This window comes from Saccharopolyspora spinosa NRRL 18395 (genome assembly GCF_000194155.1).
In the GTDB taxonomy this organism is placed as follows: Bacteria; Actinomycetota; Actinomycetes; order Mycobacteriales; family Pseudonocardiaceae; genus Saccharopolyspora; species Saccharopolyspora spinosa.
In genome coordinates this window covers 957,938-976,306 of record NZ_GL877879.1, presented here as the reverse complement: position 1 = coordinate 976,306, position 18,369 = coordinate 957,938, and the positions used below count along the sequence as shown (strand labels likewise).

Genomic DNA, 18,369 nt, shown 5'->3' with positions numbered 1-18,369 from the left:
GGATGTGGGTTGACGGAACCGAGCTGGTGGTGCTCACCGCCCACGACTACGAAAATCTGGCCGGCCAACGCCGTCAGGCCGGCGCGCAGGCCGCCCGGAACCGTGCGCTGCGCAGCCAGCTCGACCTGCTCAGCTCATTCGTCGACGAGCTCGGACAGGCCGTGACAAGACTGCCCGAGTACCAGCCCACACCGTGCGCGGCCTGCGCACGCACCGATGACGAGTGCGCGCGCCAAGCCCTGATCGACGCTTTAACGAACCGTCCACACCAGACAAGAGGCCGACAGTCGTGACCATCGAGCAAGCAACCCTGCCCGGGAGCGCGGCACACGCCACAGTGACCAGACCGGACGTTGGCCCCCTCAAAGTGATGGGCGTCCTCAACGCCACCCCGGATTCGTTCTGGCCGGGCAGCAGGTTCGACGCCACCGCGCGAGCGATCGCCGCCGGCGAAGAGATGTTCGCGGACGGCGCCTGGGCGGTCGATGTCGGCGGGGAATCCACGCGGCCTGGAGCCGACTCCGTGACAGCGGACGAGGAGCTGGACCGCGTAGGCCCGATCATCTCCGCGCTGGCCAAACGGGGCCGGGTATCGATCGACACCCGGCACGCCGAAGTCGCCGAGGCGGCGGTGCAACGGGGCGCTTCGATCGTCAACGACGTCGCCGGCACCCTGCACCGGGTGGCCGCCCACCTCGGCGTCGGCTACGTCGGTATGCACTCAACGGCCGTACCGGTCCGGGCAGGCGCGCAGCCGGAGTACGACGACGTCGTCACCGAAGTGAGCACGCACCTGCTGGACGTCGCCGACACGGCGATCACGGCCGGCGTGACCAAACTGTGGATCGACCCGGGAATCGGCTTCGGCAAAGGCGTCGAGGACAACCTGCGCCTACTGCGCCACTTACCCGAGCTGTGCGCACAAGGCATCCCGGTCCTCCTCGGCGTCAGCCGCAAGTCGTTCCTCGGCGCGGTCACCGGCCGCCACGTCGAAGACCGGCTACCCGCGTCGCTAGCCCTGATCGCCCCCGCGTGGTCGGCCGGCGTCGACATCATCCGGGTACACGACGTCCCACAAACGCGAGACTCGATCACGATGCTTGAAGCGGTCTGGGGCGGGCGATAACCACGTCAAGCCGAAGCCCACGAGGTCCGAGGCCCTCGATATCGCCCATCCGTTCGCGCTACACGACCTGAACCTGGTGTTGCGGAAAATACCTCTGCGATACGCCCATCTTGGGGCGTGCGGCAATGACAGGGCCCATATGTAGTATCGGATCTGCCGATGGTCCACCGGCTCGTTCCGAGCCGGTGGGGCAAGAGCGAACCCGGGGCGAGTCCGGGACTGCCCCGCAGTGATGAGCGGGAACGACCGTCGGCATCACGCACTGAGTGCCGTGAGGTGCCCGGGAAGCGACGGCCACTAGGGCGTGTCCCGTGGATCTTGGTGTGGGTCTGGTAGACCGCTGCCGTGGATGAGGAACGTCTGATGCGGCACGATCTGTCCGATGAGGAATGGCAACGGTTGGAGTCCTTGCTGCCCTCGACCGTGCCGCAGCGGGGCGGCCGGTGGGCAGATCACCGCATGGTGATCAACGGGGTGTTCTTCCGGACCCGATCCGGTACGGCATGGCGCGATCTTCCCTCGGTATATGGCAACTGGAAGACGGTCTACAACCGGCATCGCCGCTGGTCGCTGGACGGTACCTGGGAAGGCATCCTGGATCGGCTCCGTGCCGGCTGCGACGAGGCCGAGGGTGCCGACTGGACGGTCGGTGCCGACTCGACCGTCACCCGCGCCCATCAGGATGCGGCCGGCGCCCGCCGTGCTCCGGCCGCTGATGATCCCACAGGGAGCACCGTCGAATGACACGAAATCCGGCGGGCGCGAGGCGCTGGGCCGGTCTCGTGGCGGGCTCAGCGCCAAGATTCATCTTGCGGCCGACCGTCGTTGCCGGCCGGTCGCCCGGCTGACCAGCCCCGGTCAACACGGCGATAGCCCCCGATTCGTTGCGCTGATGGAGGCAATTCGGATCCGGCGTCGTGGTCCGGGTCGTCCCACACGCGTCCTGGCCGGGCAATGGCTGACAAGGCTTACTCCTCCAGGACCAACCGCGGTTACCTGCGCGGGCGCGGTATCAAGGCGGTGATCCCGGTGAAGGAAGACCAGAAGGCCAACCGCCGCAAGCTCGGCTCTGCCGGCGGACGCCCACCGGCCTTCGATCCCAGGCGCTACAAGGAACGCAACACCGTCGAGCGATGCTTCAACAAGCTCAAGGGTTTCCGGGCCGTCGCGACCCGCTACGACAAGCGCGAACGCATCCACACAGGGCACCATCGACGTCGCCTCGATCAGAATCTGGCTCCGCGATCCCATCACATGATCCACAGGACACGCCCTCGCCCAGGGTGTGGAGACGCTGTGGCGGCGGGAAGAGGCTCATCGCCGGGTGCATGACCCGGTCCCGTTGCCGGTGCGCTGGCACCCGTCCACCCCTGGAGTTCGGAATCGGCGAAAAGCGGATTTGCCGATATCCGAATTGTGGAAATGTCTCCCGGTGGCGCCCTCAAGAGGCGTGCATCATCCATTTGGCGGCTGCAGGCGCAACAAGAGATCGGTTAGTGTCACCACCGACAGCCCGCACGGGCATGTCAAATTGCCGGGCGGATGCGAAAAATTCGCTAATTTTACTGGGGGGAGATAGGTCATGACTTTAACGGCCGTGCCTCGGCGCTGAATGGTTCTCAGTTCGCCAACGGTCCTTCGACGGTTCACCTAGTCCGTTTTTGCATCTACGCCCATTTCGCTGCGCTTCACCGGCGCCGCGTTGCGAATCCGCACGTCCAAGAGCGCCGAGCATTTCATGCGGGAAGTGGACAAAAGGTGAACTCCATTCCGGTCGCGATCAGCTGCAGATGGAAAGAACCAGTTCATGAGCGTTCTTCTGCTCCACAAATCGAACGAGAGTCGACGCCGACATCTGGAACGAGCTGCGGCGTACGCGAGGGAAAAGCGGGAGCGGCTGCTGGTCCTCTCCAACAACCCGACCTGGGAGCACGAGCTAGCCGATGTCGTGGTGTCCGTTAACACCTCGGACATCCCGGCAACCGTCGGTGCGGTTCGTGACCTCGCCGCGTCCGAGTCCGAGCCGATTCGCGCGGTGGCGGCGTTCCGCGAGCACAGCGTGCCGGCCGCGGCTGCGGTGGCCGCTGAACTGGGATTGCCATTCGTGAGCGAACAGGCAGCGCAGACCGTGCGTGACAAGTACGCGATGCGCGAGGCCCTCGACGCCGAGAACATCCCGCAGCCCGGTTATGGTCTGGCTCGAACAATCGAAGAGGCGATGGAGCAGGCTGCGCGCATAGGTTTTCCGATGGTCCTGAAGCCGCTCATCGACAACGACAGTATGTACGTGCGTCGAGTGGACGACCGCGATGAGCTCGTCGAGCACTTCGCCGGAATCCAGCGCGGTGCGTGGGGTGGAAGTGCGTCCGACCCGCTTTACGCGTGGGCGGTGGAGAAGTACGAGGACGCGATTCTCCTGGAGGAATACCTGCCGGGGACGGAAATCAGCGTCGAGTCCATGCTGTGCGACGGCAAGACGAACGTGGTCGCCGTCCACGACAAGCCGCTCCCCATGGAAGGGCCGTACTTCGCAGACGTCTGCTTCACCACCCCCAGTCGTTTTCCCGAGGATGTGCTGCGACGGGTTCATGAACTCACCGCCGCAGCTCACCGAGCGATAGGAATCGACACCGGAGCGACCCACACGGCATTTCGGATCCAGGAAGATGGAACGCCGAAGATAGTCGAAACGGCGGCGCGACTCGGCGGTGGACCCGTTTACCAGTCAATCCTGCTGAGCACCGGTGTCGACATGGTCAGCGCGGTGTTGGACGTGGCCTCCGGGCGGGCACCGGATCTCAGCGCACAACCCGTGCCCACCCCGACTGGTTTCTACCTGTTCTTCGCGGAGAGAGCGGGCAAAGTCAGCGCGCTCACCGGGGTGCGGGACGCTGAGCGCAGCCCCCACGTGCACGAGCTCGCCCTCTTCTGTGAGGTGGGAAGTGCGGTTGACGTACCTCCGCGAGCCTGGCAGCCGCACGGCCACGTCGTTTTCACCGCTGACAGCGGCGATGAGCTCCGTCGGAGATTCTACGGACTTGCAAGTTCCATCCAAATCGAACTCGAGTAAGCGGTCCGCTCACGACCCGGGGAACTACTTTTGACGACCAAGAATCCATCCAACAGCACTCCTCGCAGCAGGATCTATCCGCCGAATCTGCTGGAGTTGGCCCCGCACATGGTGGGGTACGAGGAGAAGTTCACGAGCGTCGGCGAGATACGCTGGGTTCCGCACCTCCTCTACTTTCATCCGAGGAATCACCGGTCGGACGTGGTGAACACGGATTCCGTCGGTTTCCGGTACGCTTACGATGGAGATAGCCGTCATTCGCCCGCAGACTTCGGAAATACCGGTTCCGTGCGCTTGCTGGCCGGTAGTTCGACGGTTTTCGGGATCGGGGCCAGTTCTGATTCCTGGACACTGCCTTCGAGGTTGAACTTCCACGATGATCGTGATCAGATCTGGCTCAACTTCGGGGGGCGAAGCTTCAACTCGACGCAGGAGCTGCTGCTGTGCACCCTGTATCAGCACCTATTGCCTAAAGTGGATGAGATCGTCATCTTCTCCGGGTTCAACAACCTGACCCTGGCGCGCATCCCGCAGGTCGGACAGGAAGACCACGGCACCTTCTTCGAGTACAACAGGTATCACGAGCTGTTCGCTCAGCAGAAGGAGCGCTCGCTTTCCGTGCGGAACCTGTTGCGCAGGAAGGAGAAGCCGGCCGCAGCAGATCCGCCGAGCAGGAGTGAGCAGATCGCCCACGCCGCTGATCTCACGCTTCGGCACCTGGCCGGCTGGAAGTCCCTGGCAGCAGCCTGGGGCGCGAAGATCACCTACATCCTCCAGCCGCTGTCGACCTGGGTCCGAGACGAAGGCAGCGAGGAAGAGGAGATCATCTTCGCCGAGCTCGAGCAGGTGGGGGGATTCTCGGCGAGATATGGCGACATCATGGGCCGAGAAGTGAACATTGAGTACTCGTCGATTTTGGAACGCGGGGCGAGGGACCTAGGGGTTGATTACCTCAACTTCAGCCCGGCTATGGCCGATTCGCTGGATGCGGACCGGTGGACCTTCATCGATCGAATCCACCTCACCGACCGTGGACATGACTTCGTCGCCAGAAAGATTCTGGAGCACCTGCAGAACGGGAGTTGATGATGTCGATCATTAGGGCTGTGCTCGGACTGTTCACGAGGCGCAAGAAAAAGTCCAAGAAGTCGGATTCGTCGATCTATCCGATGTTCTAGAGCGGTTCGAAGCTGTTTGCTCCGCTCGTTCGCACGACTTGGTAACAGGCGAGGTTCAAGAGAAATTCTGAACGGAGTAATGACTATGTGGCGTGAGACATACCGCCGGTGTGTCGATCCGGAACTGTTCCTGGATGCCACGACCATTCGGACGCTCATCGCTGAGGTCGGATCCGTTGACCTGCAGGCCGCTCCTCCAGACCTGGCCGCCACGTTGGAGGCGGCGCGATCGTGGTCGGACGAGCAGCGCAGCGCCTATCGCGGGTTGATCGCTTCCGACGCAGGTGGATCGGTGGACGCCTTGGCGCACTCGGTTCTGCGGCAGTCCGCTCCGCTGGCCTCGACGCTCGGAGCGTGGCTGCAGGGCATGAGTGCTCCCGGCGTGTTCGAAGACGAAACGCACCTGCGGGTCCTGGCCCTGTTCGCGGACGACATCGGTGTCGGCAGTCCGCGTTCGTCACGCTTCGACGAGTTCAAGGTGCTCGCCAAACAACGTGGTCGGCCTGAACTGGCCGTCGACGCAACCGAACTGGCTGCTGAACGTGAGATTCGTGATCACATGTTCGCGCTGCCCGCCACGCTGTTCGCGATCACCAGGCGCAGCGATGAGTTCGCGCCGGTGATCGTGGGTGTCGACGTGGTGATGCGCGCGGTCGGCATGCTGCCTTGCTGGTCCGCGCTTCGGTCCGAAGGGCATCACGAGTGGGCGCGGCTGGATCTCGCACGGCCCACCGGAGCGACCGACATCTCCACACCGTGGGACGTCTCGCGCGCCGTTGCCGAGAAGTTCTGCGCAGCAGGGGCTGACGTGCGACGTCAAGTCGAAATCGGCGCGGCCTGGATGCTCAGCGCCCTGCGGGCGTGGAACGAGTTGGTGCTGGACGCGGCCGGCGCGGCGCTGCACCCGCAGCGGGCGATGGAACAGCTCATCCAGGAACGTGCCCGCGAAGGCGCGGTCTACCACCAGAACTTCCAGATGGGCGGCACGAGCCTGTCCGAACTGCTCGAGCAGGCCAAGACCGACCCCGCGCCGCTGCTGAAGGAGCTGGCCGCGACCCGCATGGTCAAGCCGGGCAATGCCGACCGGAGCTCGCTGGTCAACGGGCTCATCGGCCCGAAGGGCCCGATGTTCCGGGTCTTCTCGACCGACGATGTCGAGGTCATCTCGAAGTGGATCAACTCGCTCGATGACGCGGAAGTGCAGCCTTCGGCGGCTCCGGCTGTCGCGGCTCCGCAGGTGCCGGATCTCAAAACGTTCGAAATCGCCTCGGCCACCGAGGACGGGTTGGTTCCTAGCGATGTTCGCGAGGCCTACTTCGTCCTGCAGGGCCGTGCGCTCGCTCCGTCGACCCGTCGATTCGCCGTCCGCTACGTCAAGCGCTGGCTGGCCAAGGCGAAGCTGTCAGTGGGGCGCACCGAGCGGTCGCTACCCGAGGAGTGGACGCCGGCCGGCCTGCGGCCCTGGCTGCTGGACATGCACGACAAGCACGGCGCCGAGTTCGAGGCGGGCAAGTCGAACGCGATGCCGAGTCGTGCGGAGGTCATCGACTCCACCCTGCAACTGGCGCCGCTGACGCTGATCGACGGTTCCTGGTTGCAGGGATTCACCGACGTCGGGCTCGCCACCACGCGGTTCGGCTTCCCGCTGTTCGAAACCTATTGGGACGAGCTGGGCAACGGCGATATCTCGATCAACCACCCCAAGATCTACCGCGACGTGCTGCGCGAGATGGACATCGAGCTGGCACCGACCGGCAGCCGGGAGTTCGCCTACGACGACCGGTTCCGGGACGAATCGTTCGCAAGGCCCGTCTACTGGCTGTGCCTGGGCAAGCTTCCGCACGCGTTCCTGCCGGAGATCCTCGGCATGAACCTGGCGATGGAGCTGTCCGGCGTTGGTGGCAGCTACCGCACCGCGCGAAGGTTCCTGAAGCACTATGGGTTCTCCACGCACTTCGTCGATCTGCACAACACGATCGACAACGTCTCGACCGGTCACTCGGCCTGGGCAGCGGACGCGATCGACACGCACATGCGCACGTTGTCGCAGCTGTCGAATTCGACGGAGCTCGCCCCGGAGTGGAAACGAGTGCGGGTCGGTTACGAGTCGCTGGCCCCGACGACGTCCAAAATCGCCGACCTGATCGGCTTCCGGTTCCGGACGAAGCATCGGAAGCCGCGGTCACCAGACCGGTCGCTGTTTCATCACACACCGGTGGGAGCGTCTTGATGTCCGTGTACACACTGGGAATTTCGGCCTACTACCACGACAGCGCGGCGGCGCTGGTCCGCGAGGGCATCGTCGTGGCCGCTGCGCAGCAGGAACGATTCACCCGGGTCCGGCACGACCCGTCGTTCCCGAACCACGCGATCGAGTACTGCCTCGACCACGCCGGCATCTCGCTGTCCGAACTCGATGCCGTTGTCTACTACGAGGATCCGCGTCTGAAGTTCGAGCGCGTAGTGTCCTCGTTCGCTAGCGCCGGACCGCGCGGGTTGCGAGCGTTCTCGGTCGTGCTGCCTGAGTGGCTGAGCTGGAAGCGGGACGTCCTAGATCGCGTGGACGCCGAACTGAAGGCGATCGGGCGCGGCGCGGCACCGCGTGCGGTCGCCTCGCAGCACCACCGATCGCATGCGGCGTCGGCGTTCTACCCCTCGCCGTTCGAGAACGCGGCTGTGCTCACGATCGACGGTGTCGGGGAGAAGCAGACCACCACAATCTGGCACGGGCGCGGCAACTCTCTGGAGCTGGTGAACTCGATCTCGTACCCACATTCGGTGGGCATGCTGTACTCGGCGTTCACCTACTACTGCGGCTTCAAGGTCGATTCCGGTGAGTACAAACTGATGGGACTGGCGCCCTACGGCGAGCCGCGGTACGCGGATCTCATCCGCCGCGAGCTGGTGAACATCCGCCCCGACGGTTCGTTCACGCTGAACATGAAGTACTTCGAGTTCCACCAGGGTTCGCGCATGGTGGGGCGGGCCTTCGAGAAGCTGTTCGGCGCTGCGACCAGGGACCCGGAGAGCGAGCTGGCGCAACGGCACTGCGATCTCGCGGCATCGGTGCAGGTGGTGACCGAGGAGATCGTGCTGGGGCTGGCGCGGGCGGCGGTGGAGCAGACGGGCGAGCGATCGATCGTCATGGCCGGCGGTGTTGCCCTCAACTGCGTCGCCAACGGTGTGCTGAGCCGTTCCGGCATCGTTGACCAGCTGTGGGTCCAGCCGGCGGCCGGTGACGCGGGATGCGCGCTGGGCGCCGCGATCGATCACTCGGCGAGGGCCCACGGACGGCCGCACCTCGCCGCCGGCGGTGACGGCATGTCCGGAGCGCTGCTCGGACCGGGCTTCTCCGATGCCGAGATCGAACAGTTCCTCACCGACAACGGCTACGTCTTCCAGACCTACCCGGGGGACAAGCTGCACCACGACGTCGCCTCCCATCTCGCCGATGGCGCCGTGGTCGGGTGGTTCCAGGGACGCATGGAGTTCGGCCCGCGAGCGCTGGGAGCACGATCGATCATCGGCGACCCGCGGGACCAGGACATGCAGAAGCGGATGAACCTCAAGATCAAGTTTCGGGAGTCGTTCCGGCCGTTCGCGCCCGCCGTGCTGGCCGAGGACGCCCAGGGCTACTTCGACCTCACCGGCGACAGCCCGTACATGCTGGTGGTCGCCGAGGTCGCGGACGGGATAAGGTCCGGTGCTGCGCTGCGACCCGGCGGACCGAGCCGGAGCCTGGGCAGCGTCAACGAAACCCGTTCCGAACTGCCGGCGATCACGCACGTGGACCTCTCGGCCCGGGTTCAGACCGTCACCGAACGCGACAACGCGCCGTTCTCCCGGCTGCTGCGCGCCTTCAAGGCGTCGACCGGCTGCCCGGTCCTGGTGAACACGTCGTTCAACGTGCGCGGTGAGCCCATCGTGCACACCCCCGAGGACGCCTACAGGTGCTTCATGCGCACGGGCATGGACGTGCTCGTTCTGGGCAGTCACGTGCTGCGCAAGGACGACCAACCGCCCTTCGCGGAAGCCATCGACTGGCGCGATGAGATCCCACTCGACTGAACAGGACTGGCCTCCATGCGTTTCGCAGCACCTCTGGTCTTCGTCACGGTTTTCCTCCCGATCTCGCTCTATCGGCGCTTGCGCGGATCGAGCCGGTTCGGTGCCCGGTTCCATCATGGTCCCTCCTCGTGGGACAGGCCGCGCGCGAGAAAACCGCACTGAGCACCTTCGCATTCCGAGCCGAACTGACAAGATGCGCGAGAATCGGTGAGCAGCTTTGTTTTCCAGCAGAGACCCCTTGCGGCTGAACTGGGTCGCGGTCATGGATCACACCCGGCACGACCGAGCGATAGAGCCGGCGAAATGGGCCACGCGGTGCATCAGCGCAGGTGAGGTGCACGAATTCATCAACGTTGGCCCGAGTCCGCGTTACCCCGTCGATCACGTTGAGTACTACGGTTTCGCGGCCTTCGAGACATCGGGCGTGCTCGCCGTCGGCGACGCGCTGGTCTGCGACGGACGAAACCTCGGAACCATCAGCGGATTTGACGAGACGCACATGCCGAACCATTACAACATCCTCGTCGAGGGGGCGCATCTGCGAAATGGACACACCCTCGGCCTGACTGCTGGAACGCCAGTTTTCACTCGTCCGCGAGAAGGCCAGGAGCCAAGGGACCTCAATGCTTGACTACCAAAAGCTCTACGCGAACCGAACTCCGTTGTCCGAGCCCTTGCACGTGTGCGTCGACTGCGAGAAGCGGGCGGACGCCACCACCAACAGGTGTTCCGGTTGCAAGGGGGCAATCGACGTCCTGTATCCCCTCGATCGAACAGAGATCCGGCCCTTCGAATCGAACCCCAACCCGCTCAAGCGCTACCAGGACATCCTCCCGGTGTGGGGCGAGGAGAACCTCACCTGGCTGGGCGAGGGCAACACGCCGTGCACCAGCGTGCCTCCGCTCGCGCGACTGCTGGGAGTCCGCTCCGTTCACATCAAGGACGAGTCGCGCAATCCGACGAAATCGACGAAGGACCGCATCGCGTCTGCCACCCTGAGCCGGTTCAAGGGCATCGGCGTGAACGAGTTCGTCATGGCCTCCACCGGCAACAGTTCGACGGCCTACGCGAACGCCATGCGGCTGGTTCGCGGCTTCAAGGTTCACATCTTCGCGGGTGACGATTTCGTGTATCGGCTGAACTACGCGGACCACCCTCAGGTCGTCACGCATTCGGTGTCCGGCAGCTTCGTCAGCACGGCGGCAACGGCGCAGAAGTTCGCCCGGGAGAACGAGCTGTTCTGGGAGGGAGGCTTCTTCAATTACGCCCGGCGCGAAGGGCTCAAGCTGTCCTACGTCGAGGCTTACCAGCAGATGCCGACGAACCCCACGCACGTCTTCCAGGCGATCAGTAGCGGCATGGGTCTGCTGGGCGGCTACAAGGGCGCGGTCGAGTTCAACCGCAAAGGACTCATGGACAAGGTTCCGTCCTTCATCGGGGTGCAGCAGGACACCTGCGCTCCCATGGTCAGCGCGTGGAACGCGGGCCGCTCCGAGATCGCCGAGGAAGACATCCTGGAGAACCCCGACGGATTGGCCCACGCCATTCTTCGGGGAGACCCGACCAACACCTATCCCTACATCCGCTCGATGTGCATCGACACCAACGGCGCCCTGGTCGCGGCCCAGCGGGAAGAGATGCACATCGCCAAGGGAATCCTGGAGTCGGTCGGCTTCGAAGCGTGTTACGCGGCATCCACCTGCCTCGCCGGCGCCATGCGCATGGCTCATGAAGGCTCGCTCGGGCCCGATAGCGATCTCCTGATCATCCTCACCGGCGCGTTACGTCCGCTCGTGCCCACTCCGTCGAACATCGTGAGACACCTGTCATGATCACGGTTGCGGACGAGATCGCCCGCCGGCTCTCGGAGCACGGCATCTCCCAAGTGTTCGGCTACCCGGGGGAGACGTCCCTTTCGCTGTACGCGGCCTTTCAACGCCACGACGGGCTCTCCCACGTCGTGGCAAGGTGTCCTCGCGGCGCGGCCTACGCGGCTGAAGCGCACGCACGAATCACCGGACGCGCAGCGGTGTGCGATGCCCCGGGAGGAATTGGTTCTCCCTACTGCACTCCCGCGTTGCTGGAGGCCTACAACAGCGGAACGCCGCTGGTCCTGTTGACCTCTGGCCCCAGCAAGAGCGTTCCACGCCCGTGGGCGACCGGACAGGTCGAGCACTCCCGGCTCTTCGAAAGCATCGCGAAGCGCGTGCACGTGATCCGCGAGCAGAAGGGCGCGCTGGGGGCCATCGATGCCGCGCTCGCCGAAGCGGAACGACCGCGGAAAGGCCCGGTCGTGGTCGAGGTCGCTCCAGATGTCCTGGAGGCCCAGGCCGAACCGGCCGTGCTGAATGAACCGGTAGCGCTGGACGATTCTACGGAGAGCGCAGACAGGGGCGTCGCCGCGCGCCGGACGGAGCAGGCGGGGATCGCCGCCAACGCCATCAAGCGAGCTTCGAGCGTCGCCCTCATCGCCGGTGGTGGGTGCCACTCGTTTGGCGCCACCGAAGCGCTCCGGGAGTTCGTTTCGAGGTTCCGCATACCGGTGTTCACCACCCTCAACGGCAAAGGCGCGCTGTCCGAGGTCGGTGACGAAGTTCCCCGGGTCGTCGGATCCAAAGGCGATTCCCCGGCGAACGCCTACATCAGCGGCTGCGACGTGGTGCTCTACGTGGGGTCCAAGATGGGCGACAAGTCCACGAACCAGTACTCGTGGCCGTCGCCTGACCAGTTCCTGGTGCGCATTGACAACGACCCGAGGGTCGAAGGTTCCAGCTCCGAGCGCGGCTGCGTACTGCGGGAGGATCTCGGCAGCGGACTCCGCCTGCTCTCGGACCAGCTGGGAGACTGGTCCTACAGCGGTGGGACGCCATCGGCCGCCGATGGCAGCTGGTCGCGATCAGGGACCGCCTCGATCGTGGAGACGATCAACGCGCTGAAGACCGGTCGCGACGTCTGCGTCGGTGAGGCCAGCGTCGCGAGCGGCTGGTTCGGCGCCCTGCTCCGCCTGGAACCGCCGCAGCGGCTCATCACGCCCCGCGGAACCGGCAGCCTCGGATACGCACTTCCGGCGGCAGTCGGCGCCGCCGTCGCGCGCCCTGATTCAGCGGTGTGGACCCTCGTCGGTGACGGCGGACTGGCCATGTCCACGGGCGAGCTCGAAACCATCGCCCGACTCGGCCTGAACCTGAAGATCACGATTCTCGACAACGGGCGTCTCAACCTGATCGATCAGCACGCGATCCATCATCACGGAGCCGCCGCGGTCAGTCGTGACTTCATCGGAATCGATTGGTCCATGATTTGCGGGGCGATCGGTCTGCCCGTCATGCGCAGCGATTCTCCCGAGCGAGACGTCGCCGAAATCGCGGAATTCTTCGCCGGCAACGGTCCGGCCGTCCTTGTCCTCAACACTTCGGTAGACGAGATCTCGCCGGACATGGCGATCGCGATCAGAAAGGAAGCCTGAAATGACCCTGATGATCCTGCACACACGAAACGCGAGCCGGCGGAAGCATCTCGCCAAGGCCGCGGAAACCGCTCACGCACTGGGGCATCGCGCGATCGTCGTCGTGGAGGAGCCCAGTTGGGAGCGAGACTACGTGGATGAGGTCTACGCCGCGCCCACCGGGGACCTTCAAGCCACGGTGGATCGCTGCGTGGAGATCGCGAAACAGGAGTCCGAACCCATCGCCGGTGTGATCGCGTTCGTCGAACACAGCGTTCCCGCCGCGGCGGCCGTCGCCGAGCAGCTGGGGCTTCCGTACATCAGTCCCGAAACCGCCGCGAAGAGCCGGGACAAGTTGAGCATGCGCCAGGCGTTCGCGAATGTCGGCATCTCGCAGCCGAGTTTCGCGCTCGCCACCTCGATCGAGGAGGCGCAGCAGGCGGCCGCCTCGTCGATCGGCTACCCGCTCGTGATGAAGCCGATCATCGGTGGCGGCAGCATGTTCGTCCGGCGGGTCGACAGCCCGGAGGAACTGGCCGAGCACTTCGAGGAGATCCGCGCCGGCGCCTGGGCTGGTTTCGATTATGACCCGCTGTTCTTCCTCAAGTCGAGGTATTCGGAGGGCATCCTGCTCGAGGAGTACCTCGTCGGGAATGAGATCAGCGTCGAGAGCTACGTACAGAACGGCGAAACCACGGTTGTCGCCGTGCACGACAAGCCGACGCCCATGGACGGGCCGTTCTTCGAGGAGACGTTCTACGCGACGCCGACGGAGCTGACCGGCGACACCCTGGAGCGGGTCAAGAAGTTCACGGCCCTGGCGCATCAGGGGCTGGGCATCACCCAAGGGGCGACGCACACTGAGTTCCGGGTCTCGGCTTCGGGTGAACCGTACATTCTGGAGACCGGTGCCCGGCTGGGCGGCGGCCCGATCTACCAGAGTGTGTTGCTGTCGACCGGAATCGACATGGTCGAGGTCCTCACCAAGGTCTCGCTCGGGGCGGACGCCGACGTCGTCGTGGACAGCGAGCGCTTCCGGCACGTCGGTTTCACGCTGCACTTCGCGGAGCGGCCCGGCGAACTCCTTGCCGTCAACGGGGTCGAAAGTCTTGAGGCGGGCGAAGACGTTTCGGAGGTCATGATCTACCGGCAGATCGGTGAGAAGGTCGATGTGCCGCCGCGGGTCTGGCAAGCGCACGGGCACGTCATCTTCACAGGTGACTCTCGTGAAGACGTCGTGCACAAGCAGCGAGAGATCAACGAGACGCTGCGATTCCATGTCAGGTGACGACTCGACGACCACCGCCGCCTGGTTCGCGGCATCTCGATCTACCACACCGCGAGGAGTGCCCGCAGTGAGCGCTGAACTTTCATCCGCTGTCTACCGCGGTGGCGACGACGTCGCCGAGCTCGTCCGCTCAGGTTTCGTGGAGAGTTTCCACCGCGGCTCCGTCGCGGTGGTCGACCCCGCAGGCGAAATCGTCGCGTCAGTGGGCGACGTGGAGGCACCGGTGTTCCCGCGCTCGGCCATCAAGCCGGTGCTGGCCGTCGCGATGCTGCGCGCGGGGTGGAAGCCCGGCAGTACCGCTGAGCTGGCGGTCGCCGCGGCCAGCCACCAGGGCGAGCCGGCGCACGTGGAGCGGGTCGAGGCGATCCTGTCGGGCGCGGGCCTAAGCGATGACGCGCTCCAGTGCCCGGCAGACATACCCAGCGACCCGGCTTCCCGCCGGGATCTCATCGCCGCCGGGGTCCGGCCGCGCCGGGTGTACATGACCTGCTCGGGCAAGCACGCGGCGATGCTCGCGACGTGCGCGGTCAACGGCTGGGACACCGAGACCTACCGGGAGCTCGACCACCCGTTGCAGAAACTGGCCGCGTCCGTGATCGAGGAGTTGACCGGCGAGCCGGTCGCGGCGACCGGTGTCGACGGGTGCGGTGTGCCGATCTTCGCGGTAAGCCTGACCGGTTTGGCGCGTGCGATGTCGCACCTGGTCCACGCGGCCGAGGGCACCGAGGAGCGGGCGGTCGCCGATGCGATGCGCGCCAATCCGCGGATGGTCGAGGGCACCAACGGAATTGACGCGCGAGCGATGGAAGCGATCCCGGGCCTGCTGGCGAAGTTCGGGGCGGAAGGCCTGCACCTGCTGGCCGCGCCGCGCGCCGGCGCCGTAGCGGTGAAAATCGACGACGGCGCGAACCGGGCCTCGATGCCGGTGGCGCTTCGTGCGTTCACCACGCTCGGCTACCTGCCGATGCCCGAATCGGCCAAGAGCGCGGTGGAAGAGCTTCTCTCGCCGCAGGTGTGGAGCATCGACCAGCCGGTCGGCCATCTGCGCACGCTGTTGTAGCGGCACCTCCGCACGTGTTCGGCTCCGCTGTGGCAACTGCCGAGGCATGATATTGTTGATGAAGAATTGTTCACAATGCTGGGTTGCAGCGCAAAGAACTCGGCAGCTTCATTTCTCGCGCACTTGGGGGTGCTTTGCATGCGAGAAATAACACCTTCATTGCCGCGTGTCCTGCTATCCACCATTTCGTCCGATTCGCACACGTGGAACCTGGTGTTCTTGCAGCTGCTGCTCGAAGAAGGCGGGAATGAGGTCATCAACCTGGGCCCCTGCGTGCCCGATGAACTGTTGTTAGAGTCGGCCAGGAAACATGAGCCGGACGCGATCGTGATCAGCACTGTCAACGGCCACGGCCACATTGATGGAAGTCGGCTCATCAAGAAATTGCGCAGCGTCCCGGGATTGCGGGACGTGCCCACGATCATCGGCGGGAAATTGGGCATCCGTGGCGCGGAGAACTCGATGTACACCGAGTCCTTGCTTAAGGCTGGCTACACCGCGGTGTTCACCGACAGCCGCGAACCGTCATTGCTGAACGACCGCATCGCCGAACTGGTGTCCGGAGCGCGACAGGCGATCGGTGCGATCGGATGAGCCACCCCGGGGACCTCAGCGCCTACGTTCGAGCAGCTGCCGCCGCCGGGCAATTGGTGGTTCAGCCACGCATGGGGATGGCGAACCCGGTGCGGATGCGGGACGGTCTGCTGGCCGTGCGCGGGGCCGACGCCCACACGGTCGGCACGATCACGCTCGACAGCTACACCAGGGTCGGGGACCACGACGGGGCTAGATCCGCCCTGGAGGACGGCGGTGAACTCAACGGCTTCCCCATCGTCGCGCACGATCCGAGGATCGTGCGCGAGGTGGTTTCCGCTGTTCCCGACCGCCCGATCCAGGTCCGGCACGGCTCCGCGGTGCCGGAGTCGATCTTCGCGGCCATGTCAGTGAGCGGTCTGTCGGCGACGGAAGGCGGGCCGGTGTCCTACTGCCTGCCCTACGGCCGGACACCGCTGCGGGAGTCGGTCCACCGGTGGCGAGAAGCCAGCTCCCACCTGGTTGAATCCTCGGCCGCTGCGGGCAGGCGAGCGCACATCGAGACGTTCGGTGGCTGTCTGCTGGGTCAGCTCTGCCCACCATCACTGCTGGTGGCGGTTAGCCTGCTGGAAGGCATGTTCTTCGCCCAGCGCGGGGTGCCGACCGTGTCGCTGAGCTACGCCCAGCAGACCAACGCGGTGCAGGACGTCGAAGCGCTGGCCGCGCTGCGCGAGCTGGCCGGACGCTTTTTGCCCGGCGCCGTCGACTGGCACATCGTGCTCTACACGTACATGGGGCTGTATCCCACCACCGAGTCCGGCGCGATGCTGCTGCTGGATCGCAGCGCTGAACTCGCGGTCCGGGGCGGCGCCGAGCGGTTGATCGTCAAGACGGCGATGGAGGCCCACCGGTTGCCGACCGTCGCGGAGAACGTGCGAGCGCTGGAACGTGCCGCCCGGTTGGCCCAGCAGGCCCGGCGCCGCAGCGCGCTGCCGAGGTACGACGAGGTGGACCACAGCGAGGTGCTGGCCGAGGCGACCGCGATGGTGGAAGCCGTGCTGGAGCTGTCCGAGGACATCGGCACCGGCCTGCTCAACGCCTTTCAGCAGGGCTTGTTGGATGTGCCGTTCTGCCTGCACGAGGACAACCGGGGTTTGACGCAGGGTTGGATCGACGATGGCGGAAGGCTGGTGTGGGTGAAGCAGGGCCGGTTGCCGTTACCCGCCACGGCACGTCGGGCGGTGGCCGAGCGGGTCAGTTCGTCCGGACTGCTGCGCATGCTCGCCTACACCTCGACTCGGTTCGATCAATTGGCAATGGAAGCAGAAGCCGCTCCGGCGGCTGTTGAGTGGGCGAAGTGACTTCATGGGTTTGAAACGGCAGTTCTGGATTTTGTGGCTGGGTACCGCGGTGAACCGGGTCGGTCTGCTGGTGCCCGGTTTTCTGGGGTTGTACCTGGTTCAGCGCGAGATTGTGGACCGGTCGGCGGTCGGGTTGATCGTCGGGCTCTACGGGGCCGGCTTGGTGTCCGCGGGTCTGATCGGCGGGGTGCTCTCGGACCGGTTCGGCGCGCGGCGCACCATCATCGCCGCTCAGCTGGGCTCCGCGGTGAATGCCGTCGTGCTGATGCTGGTCGGGCAGGTCGCCGTGGTCGGCGCGCTGGTGTACGTCGCCGGCTTCCTGTCCACGATCAACCGCCCGGCCAGCGCCGGCCTGGTGGTGACCGTGGTCGAGGAGCAGCAACGGGCGCGGGCTTACGGCTTGCTGTACTGGGCGCAGAACATCGGCGGCTCGGCCGGTCCGGTGCTGGCCGGGTTGTTCCTGAGCATCTACCCACCTGGCATCTTCCTGCTCTGGGCGGTCACCAGCATCGGATATGCCGCGTTCGCCTGGGCGCTGCCGGAAGACGCTCCGACGCCCGTGCGCACGACCGAGCGGCGCCCGATCGCGTTTCTGACCGACATCGTCGAGCCGTTCCGCAGGCCCGTGATGGCGGCCTTCCTGTGCATGACCTTCCTGCTGGCCTGCGTGTACCTGCAGCGGCAGTCCACGTTGCCGCTCGGCCTCACGGCGGGTGGTCTCAGCACCGAGCAGATCGGGATGGTGCTGGCGATCAACCCGATCCTCGTGATCGTGCTGCAACCGGTGCTGTCGCTGCACGCCGGGAAGCTCCGCGGGATCATGCCGTTCGTCATCGCGGCTCTGTTCGTGGCGGTCGGTTTCGGGATGAACGCCTTCGGCAGCGGGATCTACTGGGTCGGGCTGTCGGTTGCGGTGTGGACCCTCGGCGAGATTCTGCAGGCGCCGATGACGGCGGCCTTCATCGCCGCCCGGGCTCCCGAGGGCCGGGTGGGCAGCTTCCAGGGGAGCTACTTCTTCATCTGGAACCTGGGACTGGTCATCGGTGGCCCGATCGGAACTCTGGTGTCCGACCGCTTCGGCTTCTTGAGCCTCTGGGTCTCGTTGTTCGTGCTCGGTGTTCTGGTTTCCATCGGCTACTCCCTGATCCGCTTCATCCCCGGCTACCGGTTGTCCGCCTCGGACACGCCCTCCGAGGCCGCGGCCAGCGCCTGAACCAACCTCACACGAAGGACGAACGA

Annotated in this window: 14 protein-coding genes, 1 pseudogene and 1 riboswitch; all 15 genes and pseudogenes read left to right on the top strand. The window is 65.3% G+C overall.

The annotated features are described in order from the left end of the window. Positions 1–2 precede the first annotated feature (2 nt). The 15 genes and pseudogenes from SSPN_RS0123515 (at position 3) to SSPN_RS45310 (ending at position 18,343) form a co-directional block, all read left to right on the top strand. Entirely contained in the window at positions 3–293 is a 291-nt protein-coding gene (locus SSPN_RS0123515; RefSeq protein WP_143539612.1) for a hypothetical protein, read from the top strand. Continuing rightward, a complete protein-coding gene (folP, locus tag SSPN_RS0123510; RefSeq protein ID WP_237710708.1) occupies positions 290–1,126 on the top strand; it encodes a dihydropteroate synthase in 837 nt (278 codons plus the stop codon). Before SSPN_RS0123515 ends, folP begins: the two co-directional genes overlap by 4 nt. 143 nt (positions 1,127–1,269) lie before the next feature. Beyond that, positions 1,270–1,488: riboswitch (cobalamin riboswitch) on the top strand. Further along, positions 1,487–2,344 (top strand): annotated as a pseudogene (locus tag SSPN_RS51770) (IS5 family transposase); the annotation flags it as partial. (Overlaps the previous riboswitch by 2 nt.) Positions 2,345–2,933: 589 nt before the next feature. After that, complete coding sequence (locus tag SSPN_RS0123500; protein ID WP_010309718.1) at positions 2,934–4,196, top strand: ATP-grasp domain-containing protein; 1,263 nt, start codon at positions 2,934–2,936, stop codon at positions 4,194–4,196. Positions 4,197–4,226: 30 nt separating this feature from the next. Next, positions 4,227–5,282, top strand: a complete 1,056-nt coding sequence (locus tag SSPN_RS0123495; protein WP_237710707.1) for an SGNH/GDSL hydrolase family protein — start codon at positions 4,227–4,229, stop codon at positions 5,280–5,282. Positions 5,283–5,459: 177 nt separating this feature from the next. Further along, positions 5,460–7,604, top strand: a complete 2,145-nt coding sequence (locus SSPN_RS0123485; protein WP_010309712.1) for an iron-containing redox enzyme family protein — start codon at positions 5,460–5,462, stop codon at positions 7,602–7,604. Further along, positions 7,604–9,442, top strand: a complete 1,839-nt coding sequence (locus SSPN_RS0123480; protein WP_010309710.1) for a carbamoyltransferase family protein — start codon at positions 7,604–7,606, stop codon at positions 9,440–9,442. The genes SSPN_RS0123485 and SSPN_RS0123480 overlap by 1 nt, the downstream gene beginning before the upstream one ends. A gap of 238 nt (positions 9,443–9,680) precedes the next feature. Next, a complete protein-coding gene (locus tag SSPN_RS0123475) occupies positions 9,681–10,073 on the top strand; it encodes a DUF6917 domain-containing protein (RefSeq protein ID WP_010309706.1) in 393 nt (130 codons plus the stop codon). Positions 10,074–10,104: 31 nt separating this feature from the next. Next, positions 10,105–11,274: a threonine synthase gene (locus SSPN_RS0123470; protein WP_202798899.1), complete on the top strand. Its 1,170-nt coding sequence runs from the start codon at positions 10,105–10,107 to the stop codon at positions 11,272–11,274. Beyond that, positions 11,271–12,908: a thiamine pyrophosphate-binding protein gene (locus SSPN_RS0123465; protein ID WP_010309700.1), complete on the top strand. Its 1,638-nt coding sequence runs from the start codon at positions 11,271–11,273 to the stop codon at positions 12,906–12,908. Before SSPN_RS0123470 ends, SSPN_RS0123465 begins: the two co-directional genes overlap by 4 nt. Before the next feature lies 1 nt (position 12,909). Beyond that, the gene (locus SSPN_RS0123460) at positions 12,910–14,175 is read left to right on the top strand and encodes an ATP-grasp domain-containing protein (RefSeq protein ID WP_010309697.1); all 1,266 of its coding nucleotides are present in this window, start codon (positions 12,910–12,912) and stop codon (positions 14,173–14,175) included. 67 nt (positions 14,176–14,242) lie between these two features. Continuing rightward, positions 14,243–15,235 carry an asparaginase gene (locus tag SSPN_RS0123455; protein ID WP_010309696.1) on the top strand — a complete coding sequence of 331 codons (993 nt, stop codon included), beginning with the start codon at positions 14,243–14,245 and terminating at the stop codon, positions 15,233–15,235. 138 nt (positions 15,236–15,373) lie between these two features. After that, positions 15,374–15,829 carry a cobalamin B12-binding domain-containing protein gene (locus tag SSPN_RS0123450; RefSeq protein ID WP_044574832.1) on the top strand — a complete coding sequence of 152 codons (456 nt, stop codon included), beginning with the start codon at positions 15,374–15,376 and terminating at the stop codon, positions 15,827–15,829. After that, positions 15,826–17,130 (top strand): methylaspartate mutase, encoded by a 1,305-nt coding sequence (locus SSPN_RS0123445; protein ID WP_044574828.1) that lies wholly within the window; start codon positions 15,826–15,828, stop codon positions 17,128–17,130. Before SSPN_RS0123450 ends, SSPN_RS0123445 begins: the two co-directional genes overlap by 4 nt. Before the next feature lie 4 nt (positions 17,131–17,134). Continuing rightward, positions 17,135–18,343, top strand: coding sequence for an MFS transporter (locus SSPN_RS45310; RefSeq protein WP_010309691.1), 1,209 nt, complete (start codon positions 17,135–17,137; stop codon positions 18,341–18,343). The last annotated feature ends 26 nt before the right edge of the window (positions 18,344–18,369 follow it).